We start from the raw sequence: 14,614 nt of genomic DNA on the forward strand, positions 1-14,614 counted from the left end.
GCAATCCTGGCCCTGAGAGCGGAGATTATGGGGCGGACGGATTCGCGCAATGGTCATGCGCGGGCCGTGCGGAAGGAGGGTGCGGGCAGACCGGGGTCTGCCCGCTTTGCGGACGCGGCGTTATTCGGCCGCCTGTCGCATGCCGCCGCCGGCCCGGAAGCTGGCCAGCAGTGCCTCGCGCTCCTTAGCGGCCTTTGCCTCGTTCGCGGCCTTCACGGGACCGAAGCCGCGGATCTTCAGTGGCAGTTCGGCCAGGGCGACGGCGATGTCGCGGGTGTCCGGGGTCACCTTCGCCAGCACCTCGGCCATGTCGGTTTCGTACTGCCGGATCAGGGCGCGTTCCATCCTGCGCTCCTCTGTCCGGCCGAAGGGGTCAAACGGGGTGCCACGCAGCACCCTGAGCCGGGCAAGGACGGAGAGCGGGGTCTTCAGCCACGCGCCGAACTTGCGCTTGCCGGGGCGGCCGTCCGCGCCCTTCTTCGCGACCACGGGGGCGGCGAGGTGGTAGGACATGCGGAAATCGCCGTCGAACTGTTCGCGGGCCTTCTTCTCGGTCGAGAGCAGGAGGCGGGCGGTTTCGTATTCGTCCTTGTACGCCAGCAGCTTGTGATACCCCCTGGCAACGGCGAGTTTCAGGTCGTCGCCCTCGGCCCTGTCGACCAGCTTGCGGAAGCGTTTGGCCAGCCGCTTGCCCTGATAGTCGATCAGCCGGTCGGCACGGAAGTCGATCTTTTCCTGTAGCGACAGGGGTTTGGAGACGACCTTGGCGGTGGCGCGGCGCGCCGCGTCCTCGGGATGAAGGGCGGCCCATCTGCCGATGGCAAAGGCCCGCAGGTTCTTGTCCACCGCCGCGCCGTTCAGGCGGATCGCCTCTTCCAGCGACGCCAGCGACAGGGGCAGCAACCCGTTCTGCCACGCGGCCCCCAGCACCATCATGTTGGAGAAGATGGAGTCGCCCATTACCGCGCGGGCCAGTTCGGAGGCGTCGAAGAGCGCGACCCGGTCCTTCAGCCGCGCCTCCAGCTGCATTTCCAGACGGTCGAAGGGGATCTGGAATTCTGTGTCGCGGGTGAAGTCGCCGGTGATGATCTGGTGGGAGTTGATGACCGCGCCGGTCTGCCCCGGTTTCGTCAGGCCAAGCGTCTTGGAGCCCGCGCTGACCACCAAGTCGCCGCCGATAAGGGCATGGGCCTCTCCGGTGGCGACGCGGATGGCGGAGATGTCCTCCGGACGGTTGGCAAGGCGGACGTGGATGTGCACCGCGCCGCCCTTCTGGGCGAGTCCGGCCATTTCCATCATGCCCGCGCCCTTGCCGTCGATCTGGGCGGCCTGGGCCAGCAGGGCGCCGATGGTGACGACGCCGGTGCCGCCGACGCCGGTGATGACGACGTTATGGGTGCCGTTGATCGCGGGAAGCTGCGGTGCGGGCAGATCAGGCAGGTCGATGCCCTGCCCTGTCGCCTTTTTCACCGTCGCGCCTTCAAGCGTCACGAAGGAGGGGCAGAAGCCCTTGAGGCAGGAGAAGTCCTTGTTGCACGACGACTGGTCGATCGCGCGCTTGCGGCCGAGTTCGGTTTCCACCGGTACGATGGAGACGCAGTTGGACTGCACGCCGCAGTCGCCGCAGCCTTCGCATACGTCGGTGTTGATGAACACGCGCTGGTCCGGATCGGGAAACTGGCCGCGCTTGCGGCGGCGGCGTTTCTCGGCGGCGCAGGTCTGGATGTAGAGGATGGCCGAGACGCCTTCGACCGAGGTGAGGGACTTCTGCACCGCATCCATCTCGGCGCGTTCGTGCCAGCCGACGTCTTTGGGGAAGTCCTCGCGACGCGGTTCTTCCTTTTCGTCGAACACAACCTCGATGCGTTTCACGCCCATGGCCCTGAGTTCGGCGGCGATGCGGTCGGGGGTCAGGCCGCCTTCGTTCTTCTGGCCGCCGGTCATGGCCACGGCGTCGTTGAAGAGGATCTTGTAGGTGATGTTCACCCCGCCCGCCAGCGCGGCGCGGATCGCCTGCACGCCGGAATGGTTGTAGGTGCCGTCGCCGAGGTTCTGGAAAATGTGACCGGTCTGGCTGAACGGCGCCTCCCCGATCCAGTTCGCGCCCTCGCCCCCCATGTGGGTGAAGCCCTGGGTGGAGCGGTCCATCCACTGGACCATGTAGTGACAGCCGATGCCAGCATAGGCACGCGATCCCTCGGGCACCTTGGTAGAGGTGTTGTGCGGGCAGCCGGAGCAGAAATAGGGCAGGCGCGCGGCGATCTCGGGGGCGTTGTCGTTGCGCTTGGCTTCCTCCAGCGCGGCGAGGCCGGACTTGATCCTGTCGGTGTCGCGCCCCTCTTCGATCAGGATGGCGCCCAGTTTCTGCGCGATCCAGATCGGGTCCAGCGCGCCGCGGGTCGGGAAGAGTTCCTCGCGGTGCAGGCCGCCTGCCCCGCCCTTGTACCAGCCCCAGACGCGGTAGCGGTTGTCGTCGAACAGCGCCTCCTTGATCTGGATTTCGATCAGCTTGCGCTTTTCCTCGACCACCACGATCAGGTCGAGCCCCTCGGCCCATTCGTGAAAGGTGAGCATGTCGAGCGGGAAGGTCTGCGCGACCTTGTAGGTGGTGATGCCAAGACGTTCGGCCTCGGCCTCGTCGATGCCGAGAAGGGCGAGCGCGTGCTGGAGGTCCAGCCAGTTCTTGCCCGCCGCGACGAAACCGATCTTGGCGCCGGGCTTGCCCCAGACGCGCTTGTCGATGCGATTGGCGCGGGCAAAGGCCTCGGCCGCGAAACGCTTGTGGTCGATCATCCGCGTTTCCTGTTCGGTCGGCGTGTCGACCAGGCGGATGTTCAGGCCGCCCGGAGGCATCGGGAAGTCCTGCGGCGTGACGATCTGCATGCGGTCGGGGCGACCGTCGACGACCGAGGTCGCCTCGACCGTGTCCTTCATCGTCTTGAGCCCGACCCAGACCCCGGCAAAGCGCGACAGGGCGTAGCCGTAGACGCCGAGGTCCAGAATCTCCTGCACGCCTGCCGGAGAGACGACGGGCATGTAGGCGTCCACCAGCGCCCATTCGGACTGGTGCAGCACGGTGGACGACTCGCCTGTGTGGTCGTCGCCCATGGCCATGAGCACGCCGCCGTTCGGCGAAGTTCCGGCCATGTTGGCGTGTTTCATCGCGTCGCCGGAGCGGTCGACGCCAGGCCCCTTGCCGTACCAGAGGCCGAAGACGCCGTCGAACCTGCCCTCGCCCCGCAGTTCCGCCTGCTGGGAGCCCCAGATCGCGGTGGCGGCGAGGTCTTCGTTCAGACCTTCCTGAAAGGTGACGTCGGCGGCGGCCAGGAACTTGGCCGCGCGGTTCATCTGCATGTCCACCGCGCCGAGCGGTGAGCCGCGGTATCCGGTGACATATCCGGCGGTGTTCAGCCCGGCGGCCGTGTCGCGGGCTTTCTGCATCAGCATCAGGCGGACGAGGGCCTGTGTGCCGTTAAGTAGGATCGGTGACTTGGCGAGGTCGAAGCGGTCGTTGAGCGAGATCTCTGGCTTGGTCATGTGATTGTCTCCCTTCCCGCATGATAGCGCAGAAATGGGTCAATGAATATGACCAATCGGAAAAGATTAACTGAAACCACTTAACCTGAGAGTGCATAGCAGCTATGTGCGGAATGATTGCGTAAGTGGTGCCTTCGGACGGCGGAAAGTTATTGAGATGGACTGGGACAAGCTAAGAATATTCCATGCGGTTGCCGATGCGGGCAGCCTGACCCATGCGGGAGACTCGCTTCACCTGTCGCAGTCGGCGGTGTCCCGCCAGATCCGCGGGCTTGAGGAATCGCTCAACACCACGCTGTTCCACCGCCATGCACGCGGGCTGATTCTGACCGAACAGGGGGAACTGCTGTTCGACGCCACGCGGGCCATGGTCAAGCGGCTGGATACGGCGACGGCGCGGATCCGGGACAGCGAGGAAGAGGTGTTCGGTGAGCTGCGGGTCACGACGACGACCGGCTTCGGATCGCTCTGGCTGGCCCCGCGCCTGACGAAGTTCTACGAGAAGTTTCCCGATCTGAGGATCGACCTGATCCTTGAAGAACGCGTGCTGGACCTGCCGATGCGGGAGGCCGACGTGGCGATCCGGCTGAAGGAGCCGTCGCAGGCCGACCTGATCCGCAAGCGGCTGATGTCGGTGCGGATGCGGATGTACGGCAGCCCGGACTACCTGGACCGCACCGGGCGGCTGGAGACGATCAAGGATATCAGCAAGCACCGGCTGATCTGTCAGAATCCGTCGGCGCCGCAGGTCTCTGCCGGCGCGAGCCTCGTACAGGAGGTGCTGAGCCACGAGGTCGCGTCCCTGCTGACGGTGAACAGCTATTTCGGGGTGTTGCAGGCGGTCATCAACGGGCTGGGGATCGGCGTGCTGCCGGATTACCTGGTGGAGGATTTCCCGACGCTGGAGCGGGTCCTGCCGGAAATCGAGAGCCAGGAAGTGCCGGTCTTTCTCGCCTTTCCGGAGGAGCTGCGGCATTCCAAGCGGATCGCGGCCTTCCGCGACTTCGTGCAGGAGGAGATCATCACGCATCGCCGCCGCCTGCGCGAACAGCGCCCGGACGAAGCCGGGGACCAGCACTGAGCGGCGTTCCCGGCCGGTCGTTCCGAGGGTTGCATGCAACGCATATCCGCAATGCCGCACCTGCGTCACTTTGGAACTTGTCCGACTCGAATCCGCCCCTTATGTCCACCCTCGACGGTGATGCTGCTTAACGCTTCATCATCTTCATACCTCCCTGTTGGACTTGGCCGGACTTTATGTCCGGCCTTTTTTCTTTTCGCTTGCCAAGTCCGCGGAAACATGAGTCGCGCCATAGGGCGGTTGCGGTGCAGGGCAAGTGACACAAGCGTGACCCCGCAAACCCGATCCGGGACGGAACCGATCCCGCCCGCCGATGCTTGTCCACCCAATCGCCGCAACGAAGCGGCACGAAAGGAGAGCATCATGCTTACGAAGACAAAAACGCTCCTCAGCGCATCCGTTATCGCCCTTATGGCCGTTCCGGCCGTCGCACAGACGCAGCAGCCGGACACGAAGCTCGGCACCGTCGAAGCGCAGACCAATGACGCGTCGGACAACTTTGCCGAAAGCGGCACCATCAACGTGGACGAGCCGCGCGGTTCCGGCCTGTCGGCTTCGGGTGAGACCGGCAACAAGACCGTCGACGTGGACAGCACGAACCGCCAGATGGGCATCATGAAGGTTTCCGACTACGAATCCTACATGCGTGACGACATGAAACTGTCGGACAGCCCGCTGATCGGCACCGCGATCTACGCCTCCGACGATTCGCGTGTCGGCATCATCAACGAGGTCTACAAGACCCCGGAAGGTGACCAGCTGGCCTTTGCAACCGTCGAAGAACAGCTTGGCACCGTGGAAGACACCTTCGCCGTGCGCGTCGCGGAAGGCCAAACCTCGGTGAAGCTGCAGATGAGCGAACTGGAATTCCAGAACGCGCTGCAGTCCGTCAAAGGTGGCGAAGCGCCGATGAAGTAATCCCCTGCGGATTGACTGAGAAGGGCCGGAGCGAAAGCTCCGGTCCTTTTCGTTTGGCGGTACACTTGCAGGGCCGCGGCGTTCTGCCCGCCTCCCCTTCCCCCCTGCCCGGCCATGGCGTAAAGGGGGCGGGACGCCAGACGGGGGACAGACATGCAGGAACCGGCCATCACCGAAGAGCTGATCGCGAGCCACGGGATCAAGCCCGACGAATATGCCGAAATCCTCAAGATCCTGAACCGGGAGCCCACATTCACCGAACTCGGCATCTTTTCGGCGATGTGGAACGAGCATTGTTCCTACAAATCCTCGAAGAAATGGCTGCGGACCCTGCCGACCAAGGGCCCGCAGGTGATCTGCGGGCCGGGCGAAAACGCGGGCGTCGTGGATATCGGCGACGGTCAGGCCGTTGTCTTCAAGATGGAGAGCCATAACCATCCGTCGTATATCGAGCCCTACCAGGGCGCGGCGACCGGCGTGGGCGGCATCCTGCGCGACGTCTTCACCATGGGCGCGCGGCCCGTCGCGGCGATGAACGCGCTGAGCTTTGGTGAGGTGAGCCATCCGAAGACCCGCCAGCTGGTGCATGGCGTGGTCGAGGGCGTGGGCGGCTACGGCAACTGTTTCGGCGTGCCGACGGTCGGCGGCGAGGTGCGGTTCGACCCGGCCTATAACGGCAACTGTCTGGTGAACGCCTTTGCGGCCGGTCTGGCCGATGCGGACGGGATTTTCTACTCCGCCGCGTCGGGTGTGGGCATGCCGGTGGTCTATCTTGGAGCCAAGACCGGGCGCGACGGGGTTGGCGGGGCGACAATGGCCTCTGCCGAGTTCGACGAAACCATCGAGGAAAAGCGCCCGACCGTGCAGGTCGGCGATCCCTTCACTGAAAAGCGGCTGATGGAAGCCTGCATGGAGCTGATGGCGACGGGTGCCGTGATCTCCATCCAGGACATGGGGGCCGCGGGCCTGACCTGTTCGGCGGTGGAAATGGGCGACAAGGGGAGCCTTGGCATCCGGCTGGACCTCGACCGCGTGCCCTGCCGGGAAAAGGCGATGACGGCCTATGAAATGATGCTGTCGGAAAGCCAGGAGCGGATGCTCATGGTGCTGCGCCCCGAGAAGGAGGCCGAGGCCAAGGCGGTGTTCGACAAGTGGGACCTCGACTTCGCGATCGTGGGCGAGACCATCGCCGAGGATCGCTTCCTGATCCAGTACCAGGGGAAGACCTGGGCCGACCTGCCGCTGTCGAAACTGTCGTCCATGGCGCCGGAATACGACCGCCCCTGGGAGCCGACGCCGGAGGCCGCGCCGCTTGAGGACGTGGCGGCCGTCGATCCCGTGGACGGTCTGAAAGCGCTCATCGGATCGGTGAATTACTGTTCGCGCCAGTGGGTCTATGAGCAGTATGACAGCCAGGTGATGGCGGACACGATGCGGATCCCGGGCTACGGCGCGGGGATCATCCGGGTCCACGGGACGGGCAAGGCGCTGGCCTTCACCAGCGACGTGACGCCGCGCTACGTCAAGGCGAACCCGGTGGAGGGGGGCAAGCAGGCGGTGGCCGAGGCTTATCGTAACCTCGTCGCGTCGGGTGCGCGTCCGCTGGCGGCGACGGACAACCTGAACTTCGGCAACCCGGAAAAGCCCGAGATCATGGGGCAGTTCGTCGGTGCCATTCAAGGGATCGGTGCGGCCTGTGAGGCGCTGGACATGCCGATCGTGTCCGGAAACGTGTCGCTTTACAACGAAACCGACGGCAAGGGGATCCTGCCGACGCCGACGATCGGCGCGGTTGGCCTGATCGCCGATCTGGAACAGGCGCTGACGGGCATCGCGCGCGACGGCCACGTCGCGCTGCTGGTCGGGGATACGGCCGGGCATCTGGGCCAGTCCGCCCTGCTGGCCGAGGTCTTTAACCGGGTCGAGGGCGACGCGCCCCCGGTCGACCTCGTGGCAGAGCGGCGGAACGGGGACTTCATCCTCGACAACATCGCGCTGATCCGGGCCTGCACCGATCTGGGCGACGGCGGGCTGGCACTGGCGGCGTTCGAGATGGCGGAGGCCTCCGGTGTCGGCGTGCATCTGGACGTCACCGATCAGGCTCAGCTGTTCGGCGAGGATCAGGGCCGCTACCTGATCGCCTGCAACTTCGACGCGGCAGAGGCGCTGATGGTCGCTGCGGGCAAGGCCGGGGTGCCGCTGCACACGGTCGGCAAGTTCGGCGGGGATACGGTTGCGTTCGGTGCGGCGTCGGCCCCGCTGGAGGAACTGTCTGCGCTTTATCGCGGGGCGTTCGGGGCGACATTCGGCTGATCCGGCAGAGGTCTTCGCAGTGTCGCGGAGACCCTGTTGTCACAGGCTTCATGCATGTTTGCTGGCGCGGCGGTCGCGTGCGGCCTGTTCTTCCGCGTTGATCCCCGAACCCTCCGCATCGGTAGGTTTCCGCCTACGCCGCAGCGCGGCAGACATCTGCCGATCACGCGGGTGTCAGATCGTGTTACCGTTGCGTCAACGCTCCTGACAAAACGGAATTGGATCTCCGAAGACACGTACAAAGACGAGTTGAAAGGACAGACGATGATTTCAAGGTCCCTCGCCGCCGCCCTCGGGCTGGCCGTCCTGTTGATTGCCGCGCTGCCAGCCCAGGCGACCCCGCTGCTGTTCAAGACGCTGGTGAGCAATGAGCCCGCCGCCAATCCGCTGATGATCTTCGGCTTCAACCCGCAGCCGGAACCGCCGCCCGCAGACGCCCCGATCGAAGAGGTCGCGTTCACCTATGCAAAGATCGACTGGACCTTCGACCGTGTCGATCCGGGCCAGACCTTCGTGCTTTATTTCGGCGGGCCGGGGCTGGTGCCGCCACGGCTGGACCCGGCGGTGGAATATGAAACCATGCGGTTCGAGATGCTGGCAGGGATCGAACTGCTGTATTTCGACCTGACCTTCGACACCTCAAGCGGCGGGGTCGGGACCGGGTTCGACGCGGTTGCGTTCAACCCGCAGCCGGAGCCGCCGGCGGACTGGGATTTCTTTGCCTGGGAATTTGCCTTCACCTCCTATTCCAGCGTGGGCGTGTCGATGGCGGTTTCCGCCGCCTCCGGTGCGGAGGTCGGGTTCGGCCCGGCGCCCGCGGTGCCGCTGCCTGCCGGACTTCCCCTGCTGGCCGCCGGACTGGCCGGCGCGGGGGTCCTGCGTCGGCGCTATCGCATCCGGTTCTGACGCCGCGGCGCGGAGGTGCTGTCCCTGCGAGCATCTTGCAACGGGGCGGGCCGGGGTCTACATCTTGGGGAACGCAACCGGACGAGGGTTTCCCCATGGCCATCCAGGCCCGAGACATCGAGGACCTGATCCGCGAAAGCTTTCCCAATGCCCGGATCGAGGTCCAGGGCGACGACGGGCAGCATTTCGCAGCGACGGTCGTGGACGAAAGCTTCCGCGGCCAGAACCGCGTGCAGCAGCAGCGGGCGGTCTATTCCGCGCTGAAGGGAAAGATGGACGGCCCCGCCGGAGAACTGCACGCGCTGGCCCTGACAACGAGAGCCCCATGACCCTGACATCCGCCATCCTGGCCGCACTGGCCGCCCTCAGCCTTCTTGCCGCACAGCGCCCGGCGCCGCGCCCGCTGCGCGCCAAGGCCCTGGCCCCGAAAGGAAAATCCAGATGAGTGACGTGAAGACCTCGATCGACGAAACCGTGAAAAGCAACGACGTCGTGCTGTTCATGAAAGGCACCAAGTCGATGCCGCAATGCGGGTTCTCCTCGCGCGTGGCCGGTGTGCTGAACTACATGGGCGTGGAGTTTGCCGATGTGAACGTGCTGGCGGATGACGAGATCCGGCAGGGTATCAAGGAATACTCCGACTGGCCGACGATCCCGCAGCTTTACGTGAAGGGCGAATTCGTCGGCGGCTGCGACATCGTGACGGAGATGACGCTGTCGGGTGAACTCGACACTCTGTTCGAAGCGAACGGTGTCACCTTCGACAAGGACGCGGCGGAGAAGATCCGGGCAGCAAACGCCTGACCCCTCGATCTTGCGCGGAACGGAAGGCCGGGGCGACCCGGCCTTTTTCGTGCTCGGCAGTGCTGTTCGGATCGGGAGGGGCCGCTGCCTCTGCCGCGAAGGCGCGCGCGGTCCCCGGTGTGTATCGGCAATATCGGATGGTCAGGCGGAGAGGTGGTCGATCAGGATCATCGTGCCAAGGGCGACGAGTGCCAGTCCGCCCGCGGTTTCCGCCATGCGGCCGATGCGATGGCCAAGCACGCGGCCAAGATAAAGGCCTGTAGTACTCATCATCGCGGTGGTCAGTCCGATCGCGGCGGCGACGGTCAGGATGTTAACAGGCAGCAAGGCGAGCGAAACGCCGACGGCCATCGCATCTATGGATGTGCCGACGGCGGTCAGCAGCGTCGCCCACAGTGTCAGCCCGGGCGCTGCGGCATCACGGGGCGGCGACTGCAGGATCATTCGCAGGCCGACTCCCGCAAGCAGGCCGAAAGCGATCCAGTGGTCGATGGCGGTGATGAAGCGCGCGGCGGCCATTCCGGCGGTCCAGCCGATAAGAGGGGTCAGCGCCTCTACCGCGCCGAAGACGGCGCCGGTGCGCAGGGCGAGGGCGGGGCTGATCCGCGAGGCCATGGCACCGCGCCCGAGGGCGGCGATGAAAGCGTCGACGGACATGGAGACGGCCAGCAGGCCGATGGCGATCGGGGACATGGTGGGGATCCTTCGCGGGCAGGCCGGACACGTCGCGGATCCCGCCCGCAGGATCGCCGTGCCACGGTCTTGCAAGGCCCGAAGGTCCGGTCACGCCACGCGGAGGCCCCGCGGGTCTGTTGACGTGCCGCCGCCGCTTTGGCGGATGCTACTCCCCGATGCGGGAGAGATAAGGCGGAGCGCCGTTTATGTCAATAAAATCAGAAAGATGGAAATGCGAGGCATATGCAACAGGATGGATCGGAGCGCCTTACCCTGCCTTTGTCTCCACCTCGGCGGCCAGCTTTTCGGCCTTGTCGGCCAACTGCGCGAGCTGCTCCGTCACCTCCGCAGGGACGACCGGCACCTCGACACGCTCGGCGGTGCGCGCCTCCGCCCGCTTGAGCGCGCTGGTCAGGCGGTCGATTTCGGCGCGGAAGGCGTCGGCCTCGTCCTCCATGATCTTCAGCCGGTCCTCGACCCCCGCGGTGCGGTCGGCCAGCATCAGGCCGGACATCAGCAGCATGCGCGCCTCGGGGATGCGGCCGGTCTGGGCGATCAGGGTCTGGGCCTCGACGTTCAACATCTCGGCGGCGGACTGGAGGTAGTGTTCCTCTCCCTCCTGGCAGGCGACTTCGAAGGCGCGGCCGCCGATGAGGATTTCCAGTTCGGGCATCAGTGGTCCTCCGGTCCGGGCGTGGCGGGGGCGATGGAGGCGCCGACCAGCGGGGTCAGCGCGTCGAGGATCGCGCGCACCTCGGCCTCGTTCGCGGACTGGGTGGCGCGGAAGGCTTCGAGTTCGGCGGCCAGCGCGACGTTGATCGATTCCGGGTCCGAGAGACCGGATTCGTTGGACGCGCGCAGCGACTGGCTGACCGCGCGGAGCTGTTCGTTGCTTTGCCGCAGGCGGGCGAGTTCGGCGTCAAGTTCGGCCATCCGGGTTTCCAGGCGGGTCTTCGCGGCGATGGCGTCGTCAAGAGATTTGCGAATGGCGTCAACGTCCTGACCCGCATCCTTCGGAGCCGCAGCCATGGCGGCCACACCCTGCCCGATCCGGTCCAGCGCGGCGCTCAGACGCCGCTGAAGATCGTCGATATCACTCATGCCCTCGGCCGCCCCCTTGGTCGTCCCTTGTGCGGTCCTTGCCCGGACCTCTTGTTTCGGACCGGCGAATCACCCCCCGGACCCCGATATTGCCCAAGTCTATCCAAAACATGAAGGATTGCCCAAAGCTGTCTGGAACCATGGGATAATTCTTGAAAGGCGGTGTCGCCGTGCATCGACGCGCAACAGCCGTCGCTTGCAACTGTCGGTTCGGCTGCTATTCAGCGCTGACACTGCCCCCTGCGCCCAAAGGAGCCGTCTGCCCGTGGATATCGCCGCTCTCCGTACCGCCCATCCCGAACACTGGTCCAAGGCCACCGCGATCCGCGCCCTGACGCTGGATGCCGTCGCCGCCGCGAATTCCGGGCATTCCGGCATGCCCATGGGCATGGCCGACGTCGCCACGGTGCTGTTCTCGAACCACCTGAAATTCGACGCCTCCGCCCCGCTGTGGCCGGACCGGGACCGCTTCATCCTGTCGGCCGGGCACGGGTCGATGCTGCTGTATTCGCTGCTGCACCTGACCGGCTACGAAGACTTCCCGATCGAGGAGATCCGGAACTTCCGCCAGCTCGGTGCGAAGACCGCCGGGCATCCGGAAAACTTCCTCGCCCACGGGATCGAGACGACGACCGGCCCCCTTGGCCAGGGCATCGCCAACGCCGTCGGATTCGCGATCGCGGAGGAGATCCTGCGCGCCCGCTTCGGCAAGAAACTGGCCGATCACCACACCTATGTCATTGCTGGCGACGGCTGCCTGATGGAGGGCGTGAGCCAGGAGGCGATTTCCCTCGCCGGGCGGCTGGAACTGTCGCAACTGGTGGTATTCTGGGACAACAACAACATCACCATCGACGGCACGGTGGACCTCGCCGACCGCACGGACCAGGTGGCGCGGTTCAAGGCCTCTGGCTGGGACGTGCAGGAAATCGACGGCCACGACCCGGTGGCCATCGACGCGGCCATCGCGAAGGCGAAGAAGGGCAAGCGGCCCCAAATGATCGCCTGCAAGACGCATATCGCGCTTGGTCATGCGGCGCAGGACACGTCCAAGGGGCACGGCGCGCTGACCGACAAGGATCAGATGCAGGCCGCGAAGGAGGCCTATGGCTGGACCACCGGCCCGTTCGAGGTCCCGGCGGAGGTCAAGTCCGCCTGGGAAGAGGTCGGACGGCGCGGCGCGGAAGAGCGGTTCGCCTGGGAGGGCCGGCTGGCCGATGTCTCGGACCGCAAGCGCGAGGAATTCGAACGTACGATGGCGGGCACGGCGCCCAAGAAGCTAGCCTCCGTCATCCGGGCGCTGAAGAAGCAGGCGAGCGAGGCGGGCCATTCCGTCGCCACCCGCAAGGCATCCGAGATGGTGCTTGAGGTGGTGAACCCGGTGCTGCCGGAAACCGTCGGCGGTTCGGCGGACCTGACGGGGTCGAACAATACCAAGACCGGGGATCTCGGCGTCTTTGACACGGACAACCGCGAGGGGCGGTTCATTCACTACGGCATCCGCGAACACGGCATGGCGGCGGCGATGAACGGCATGGCGCTGCACGGGGGCATCCGGCCCTACTCAGGCACCTTCATGTGCTTCACCGACTATGCCCGGCCCGCGATGCGGCTCTCGGCACTGATGCAGCAGCCGGTGGTCTACGTGATGACGCATGACTCCATCGGCCTGGGCGAGGACGGGCCGACGCACCAGCCGGTCGAACACCTTGCCATTTCGCGCGCGACGCCGAACACGCTCGTGTTCCGTCCCGCCGATGTGGTCGAGACGGCGGAAGCGTGGGAGATCGCGCTGACCCAGTCGGGCACGCCTTCAGTGCTCTCGCTCACCCGGCAGAACACGCCGGCGGTGCGGCGGGATCACAAGACGCGCAACCTGACGGAACAGGGCGCCTACGTGCTGGCGGAAGCCGGATCGAAACGGCAGGCGATCCTGATCGCCACCGGGTCCGAGGTCGGCATCGCGATGGAAGCGCGCGACATGCTGGAGGCCGAGGGCATCGGCACCCGCGTCGTCTCCATGCCCTGCATGGAACTGTTCGCGGCGCAGGACGACGCCTATCGCAAGCGCATCCTGCCCGCCGGGCCTGTGCGTGTGGCGGTCGAGGCCGGGGTGCGCATGGGCTGGGACCGCTGGCTTATGGGCGAACGCGGGCGCGAGGCGAAGGCGGCTTTCGTCGGCATGTCCTCCTTCGGGGCCTCCGCGCCGGCAGAGGTACTTTACGATCATTTCGGCATCACGGCAGAGGCGGTGGCAGCGCAGGCGAAGGCGCTGCTCTGATCTTCATCTTGCCATAAACATCCCGGGGGAAGTCCCGTCAGGGACGGGGGGCAGAGCCCCCCTCCCCCCGGCCATCGCGGGAAGACGCCCCTGACCCGGCTCAACATCGAACAGCTCCGCACCTTTCTCGAAGTCGTCCGGCTTGGCGGAGTGCGGCGCGCGGCGCAGAGCCTGAACGTCACGCAGCCCGCGGTCAGCGCGCGGATCAAGGGGCTGGAGGAGTCGCTCGGCGTCGCCCTGTTCGAGCGGCGCGGCGCAGGGCTGACCCTGACCAAGCGGGGCGACATGTTGGTGCGCTACGCGGAGCAGTTCGAAACCCTCGCCGAACAGGTCACCGCCACGATCATCGCGCCCGAGGGGATCGAGCGACAGCTGCGGCTCGGCGTTGCCGAAACCGTGGCGCAGTCCTGGCTGCCGGATTTCGTCGCCGCGCTGCACCAGCATTTCCCGAAGGTGGGGATCGAGATGAATGTCGACGTCTCGACCAACCTGCGCGAGCAGCTTCTGGACCGGGAGATCGACCTTGCCGTGCTGCTTGGCCCCGTGTCGGAAGCCTCGGTCGCCAATATCCTCCTGCCGGGGTTCGAGATGGCCTGGTACGTCGCCGCCGGCGTGACCATGCCCGACGATCCGGCGGCATTGATCGGGGCGCATCCCGTCATCACCTACGCCCGCAACACCCGCCCGCACCGGGAGCTGAAACAGGCGCTGTTCGACCGGGTTGGTCCGGGGGTGCAGGTGTTCACCTCCTCCTCGCTCTCCGCCTGTTTCCGGATGGTTGAGGCCGGGCTTGGCGTTGCCGCCCTGCCGCGCGCCCTTGGCACGGATGCGGAGCGGCGCGGGCTGCTGCGGACCTTCGATCCGGGCTGGCTGCCGGTGCCGCTGCAGTTCACGGCCTCCTACGTCGGCGATCCCAAGAGCCATGTTGTCGAAACTGCCGCGCGGCTGGCGCTCGAAGTGGCGGTCCGGCATGGCGGACGATAAAAATACCTGATCGA

Annotated in this window: 12 protein-coding genes; 8 read left to right on the plus strand and 4 right to left on the minus strand. The window is 65.9% G+C overall.

Annotated elements, in window-relative coordinates; all coding sequences use genetic code 11:
- Window positions 1–120: 120 nt before the first annotated feature.
- Complete coding sequence (locus IEV87_RS07775) at window positions 121–3,537, minus strand: indolepyruvate ferredoxin oxidoreductase family protein (RefSeq protein ID WP_188477080.1); 3,417 nt, start codon at window positions 3,535–3,537, stop codon at window positions 121–123.
- Window positions 3,538–3,694: 157 nt separating this feature from the next.
- Between IEV87_RS07775 and IEV87_RS07780 the strand changes: the two genes are divergently transcribed.
- The 6 genes from IEV87_RS07780 to grxD all read left to right on the plus strand — a co-directional run bounded on the left by IEV87_RS07780 (window position 3,695) and on the right by grxD (window position 9,559).
- Window positions 3,695–4,618 (plus strand): LysR family transcriptional regulator, encoded by a 924-nt coding sequence (locus tag IEV87_RS07780; protein ID WP_188477081.1) that lies wholly within the window; start codon window positions 3,695–3,697, stop codon window positions 4,616–4,618.
- 363 nt (window positions 4,619–4,981) lie between these two features.
- The gene (locus tag IEV87_RS07785; RefSeq protein WP_188477082.1) at window positions 4,982–5,536 is read left to right on the plus strand and encodes a hypothetical protein; all 555 of its coding nucleotides are present in this window, start codon (window positions 4,982–4,984) and stop codon (window positions 5,534–5,536) included.
- 153 nt (window positions 5,537–5,689) lie between these two features.
- The gene (gene purL / locus IEV87_RS07790; RefSeq protein ID WP_188477083.1) at window positions 5,690–7,849 is read left to right on the plus strand and encodes a phosphoribosylformylglycinamidine synthase subunit PurL; all 2,160 of its coding nucleotides are present in this window, start codon (window positions 5,690–5,692) and stop codon (window positions 7,847–7,849) included.
- A gap of 264 nt (window positions 7,850–8,113) precedes the next feature.
- Window positions 8,114–8,755: a VPLPA-CTERM sorting domain-containing protein gene (locus IEV87_RS07795; protein WP_188477084.1), complete on the plus strand. Its 642-nt coding sequence runs from the start codon at window positions 8,114–8,116 to the stop codon at window positions 8,753–8,755.
- A gap of 95 nt (window positions 8,756–8,850) precedes the next feature.
- Window positions 8,851–9,084, plus strand: a complete 234-nt coding sequence (locus tag IEV87_RS07800; RefSeq protein WP_188477085.1) for a BolA/IbaG family iron-sulfur metabolism protein — start codon at window positions 8,851–8,853, stop codon at window positions 9,082–9,084.
- Between the two features lie 112 nt (window positions 9,085–9,196).
- Window positions 9,197–9,559 carry a Grx4 family monothiol glutaredoxin gene (gene grxD / locus IEV87_RS07805; protein ID WP_188477086.1) on the plus strand — a complete coding sequence of 121 codons (363 nt, stop codon included), beginning with the start codon at window positions 9,197–9,199 and terminating at the stop codon, window positions 9,557–9,559.
- 141 nt (window positions 9,560–9,700) lie between these two features.
- On the opposite strand, the gene IEV87_RS07810 is transcribed toward grxD, so the two are convergent.
- The 3 genes from IEV87_RS07810 to IEV87_RS07820 form a co-directional block, all read right to left on the minus strand.
- Complete coding sequence (locus IEV87_RS07810) at window positions 9,701–10,252, minus strand: manganese efflux pump MntP (protein WP_188477087.1); 552 nt, start codon at window positions 10,250–10,252, stop codon at window positions 9,701–9,703.
- Window positions 10,253–10,502: 250 nt separating this feature from the next.
- A complete protein-coding gene (locus IEV87_RS07815; protein ID WP_188477088.1) occupies window positions 10,503–10,907 on the minus strand; it encodes a cell division protein ZapA in 405 nt (134 codons plus the stop codon).
- On the minus strand, window positions 10,907–11,335 hold the full coding sequence (locus IEV87_RS07820) for a hypothetical protein (protein ID WP_188477089.1): 429 nt from the start codon (window positions 11,333–11,335) through the stop codon (window positions 10,907–10,909). The genes IEV87_RS07815 and IEV87_RS07820 overlap by 1 nt, the downstream gene beginning before the upstream one ends.
- A gap of 265 nt (window positions 11,336–11,600) precedes the next feature.
- Here IEV87_RS07820 and tkt point away from each other — a divergent pair, with 265 nt between their 5' ends.
- Window positions 11,601–13,616 (plus strand): transketolase, encoded by a 2,016-nt coding sequence (tkt, locus tag IEV87_RS07825; RefSeq protein ID WP_188477090.1) that lies wholly within the window; start codon window positions 11,601–11,603, stop codon window positions 13,614–13,616.
- A gap of 105 nt (window positions 13,617–13,721) precedes the next feature.
- Window positions 13,722–14,600, plus strand: a complete 879-nt coding sequence (locus tag IEV87_RS07830) for a LysR family transcriptional regulator (protein ID WP_269902649.1) — start codon at window positions 13,722–13,724, stop codon at window positions 14,598–14,600.
- The last annotated feature ends 14 nt before the right edge of the window (window positions 14,601–14,614 follow it).

The organism is Primorskyibacter flagellatus (assembly GCF_014638275.1).
GTDB lineage: Bacteria > Pseudomonadota > Alphaproteobacteria > Rhodobacterales > Rhodobacteraceae > Pseudooceanicola > Pseudooceanicola flagellatus_A.

Bases quoted from the DNA above. Each gene is read 5' to 3' on its own strand.
- IEV87_RS07800 (WP_188477085.1), top strand. From the start codon at position 8,851: ATGGCCATCCAGGCCCGAGACATCGAGGACCTGATCCGCGAAAGCTTT.
- purL (WP_188477083.1), top strand. From the start codon at position 5,690: ATGCAGGAACCGGCCATCACCGAAGAGCTGATCGCGAGCCACGGGATC.
- IEV87_RS07810 (WP_188477087.1), bottom strand. From the start codon at position 10,252: ATGTCCCCGATCGCCATCGGCCTGCTGGCCGTCTCCATGTCCGTCGAC.
- IEV87_RS07785 (WP_188477082.1), top strand. From the start codon at position 4,982: ATGCTTACGAAGACAAAAACGCTCCTCAGCGCATCCGTTATCGCCCTT.
- IEV87_RS07780 (WP_188477081.1), top strand. From the start codon at position 3,695: ATGGACTGGGACAAGCTAAGAATATTCCATGCGGTTGCCGATGCGGGC.
- IEV87_RS07815 (WP_188477088.1), bottom strand. From the start codon at position 10,907: ATGCCCGAACTGGAAATCCTCATCGGCGGCCGCGCCTTCGAAGTCGCC.
- grxD (WP_188477086.1), top strand. From the start codon at position 9,197: ATGAGTGACGTGAAGACCTCGATCGACGAAACCGTGAAAAGCAACGAC.
- IEV87_RS07795 (WP_188477084.1), top strand. From the start codon at position 8,114: ATGATTTCAAGGTCCCTCGCCGCCGCCCTCGGGCTGGCCGTCCTGTTG.
- IEV87_RS07775 (WP_188477080.1), bottom strand. From the start codon at position 3,537: ATGACCAAGCCAGAGATCTCGCTCAACGACCGCTTCGACCTCGCCAAG.
- IEV87_RS07820 (WP_188477089.1), bottom strand. From the start codon at position 11,335: ATGAGTGATATCGACGATCTTCAGCGGCGTCTGAGCGCCGCGCTGGAC.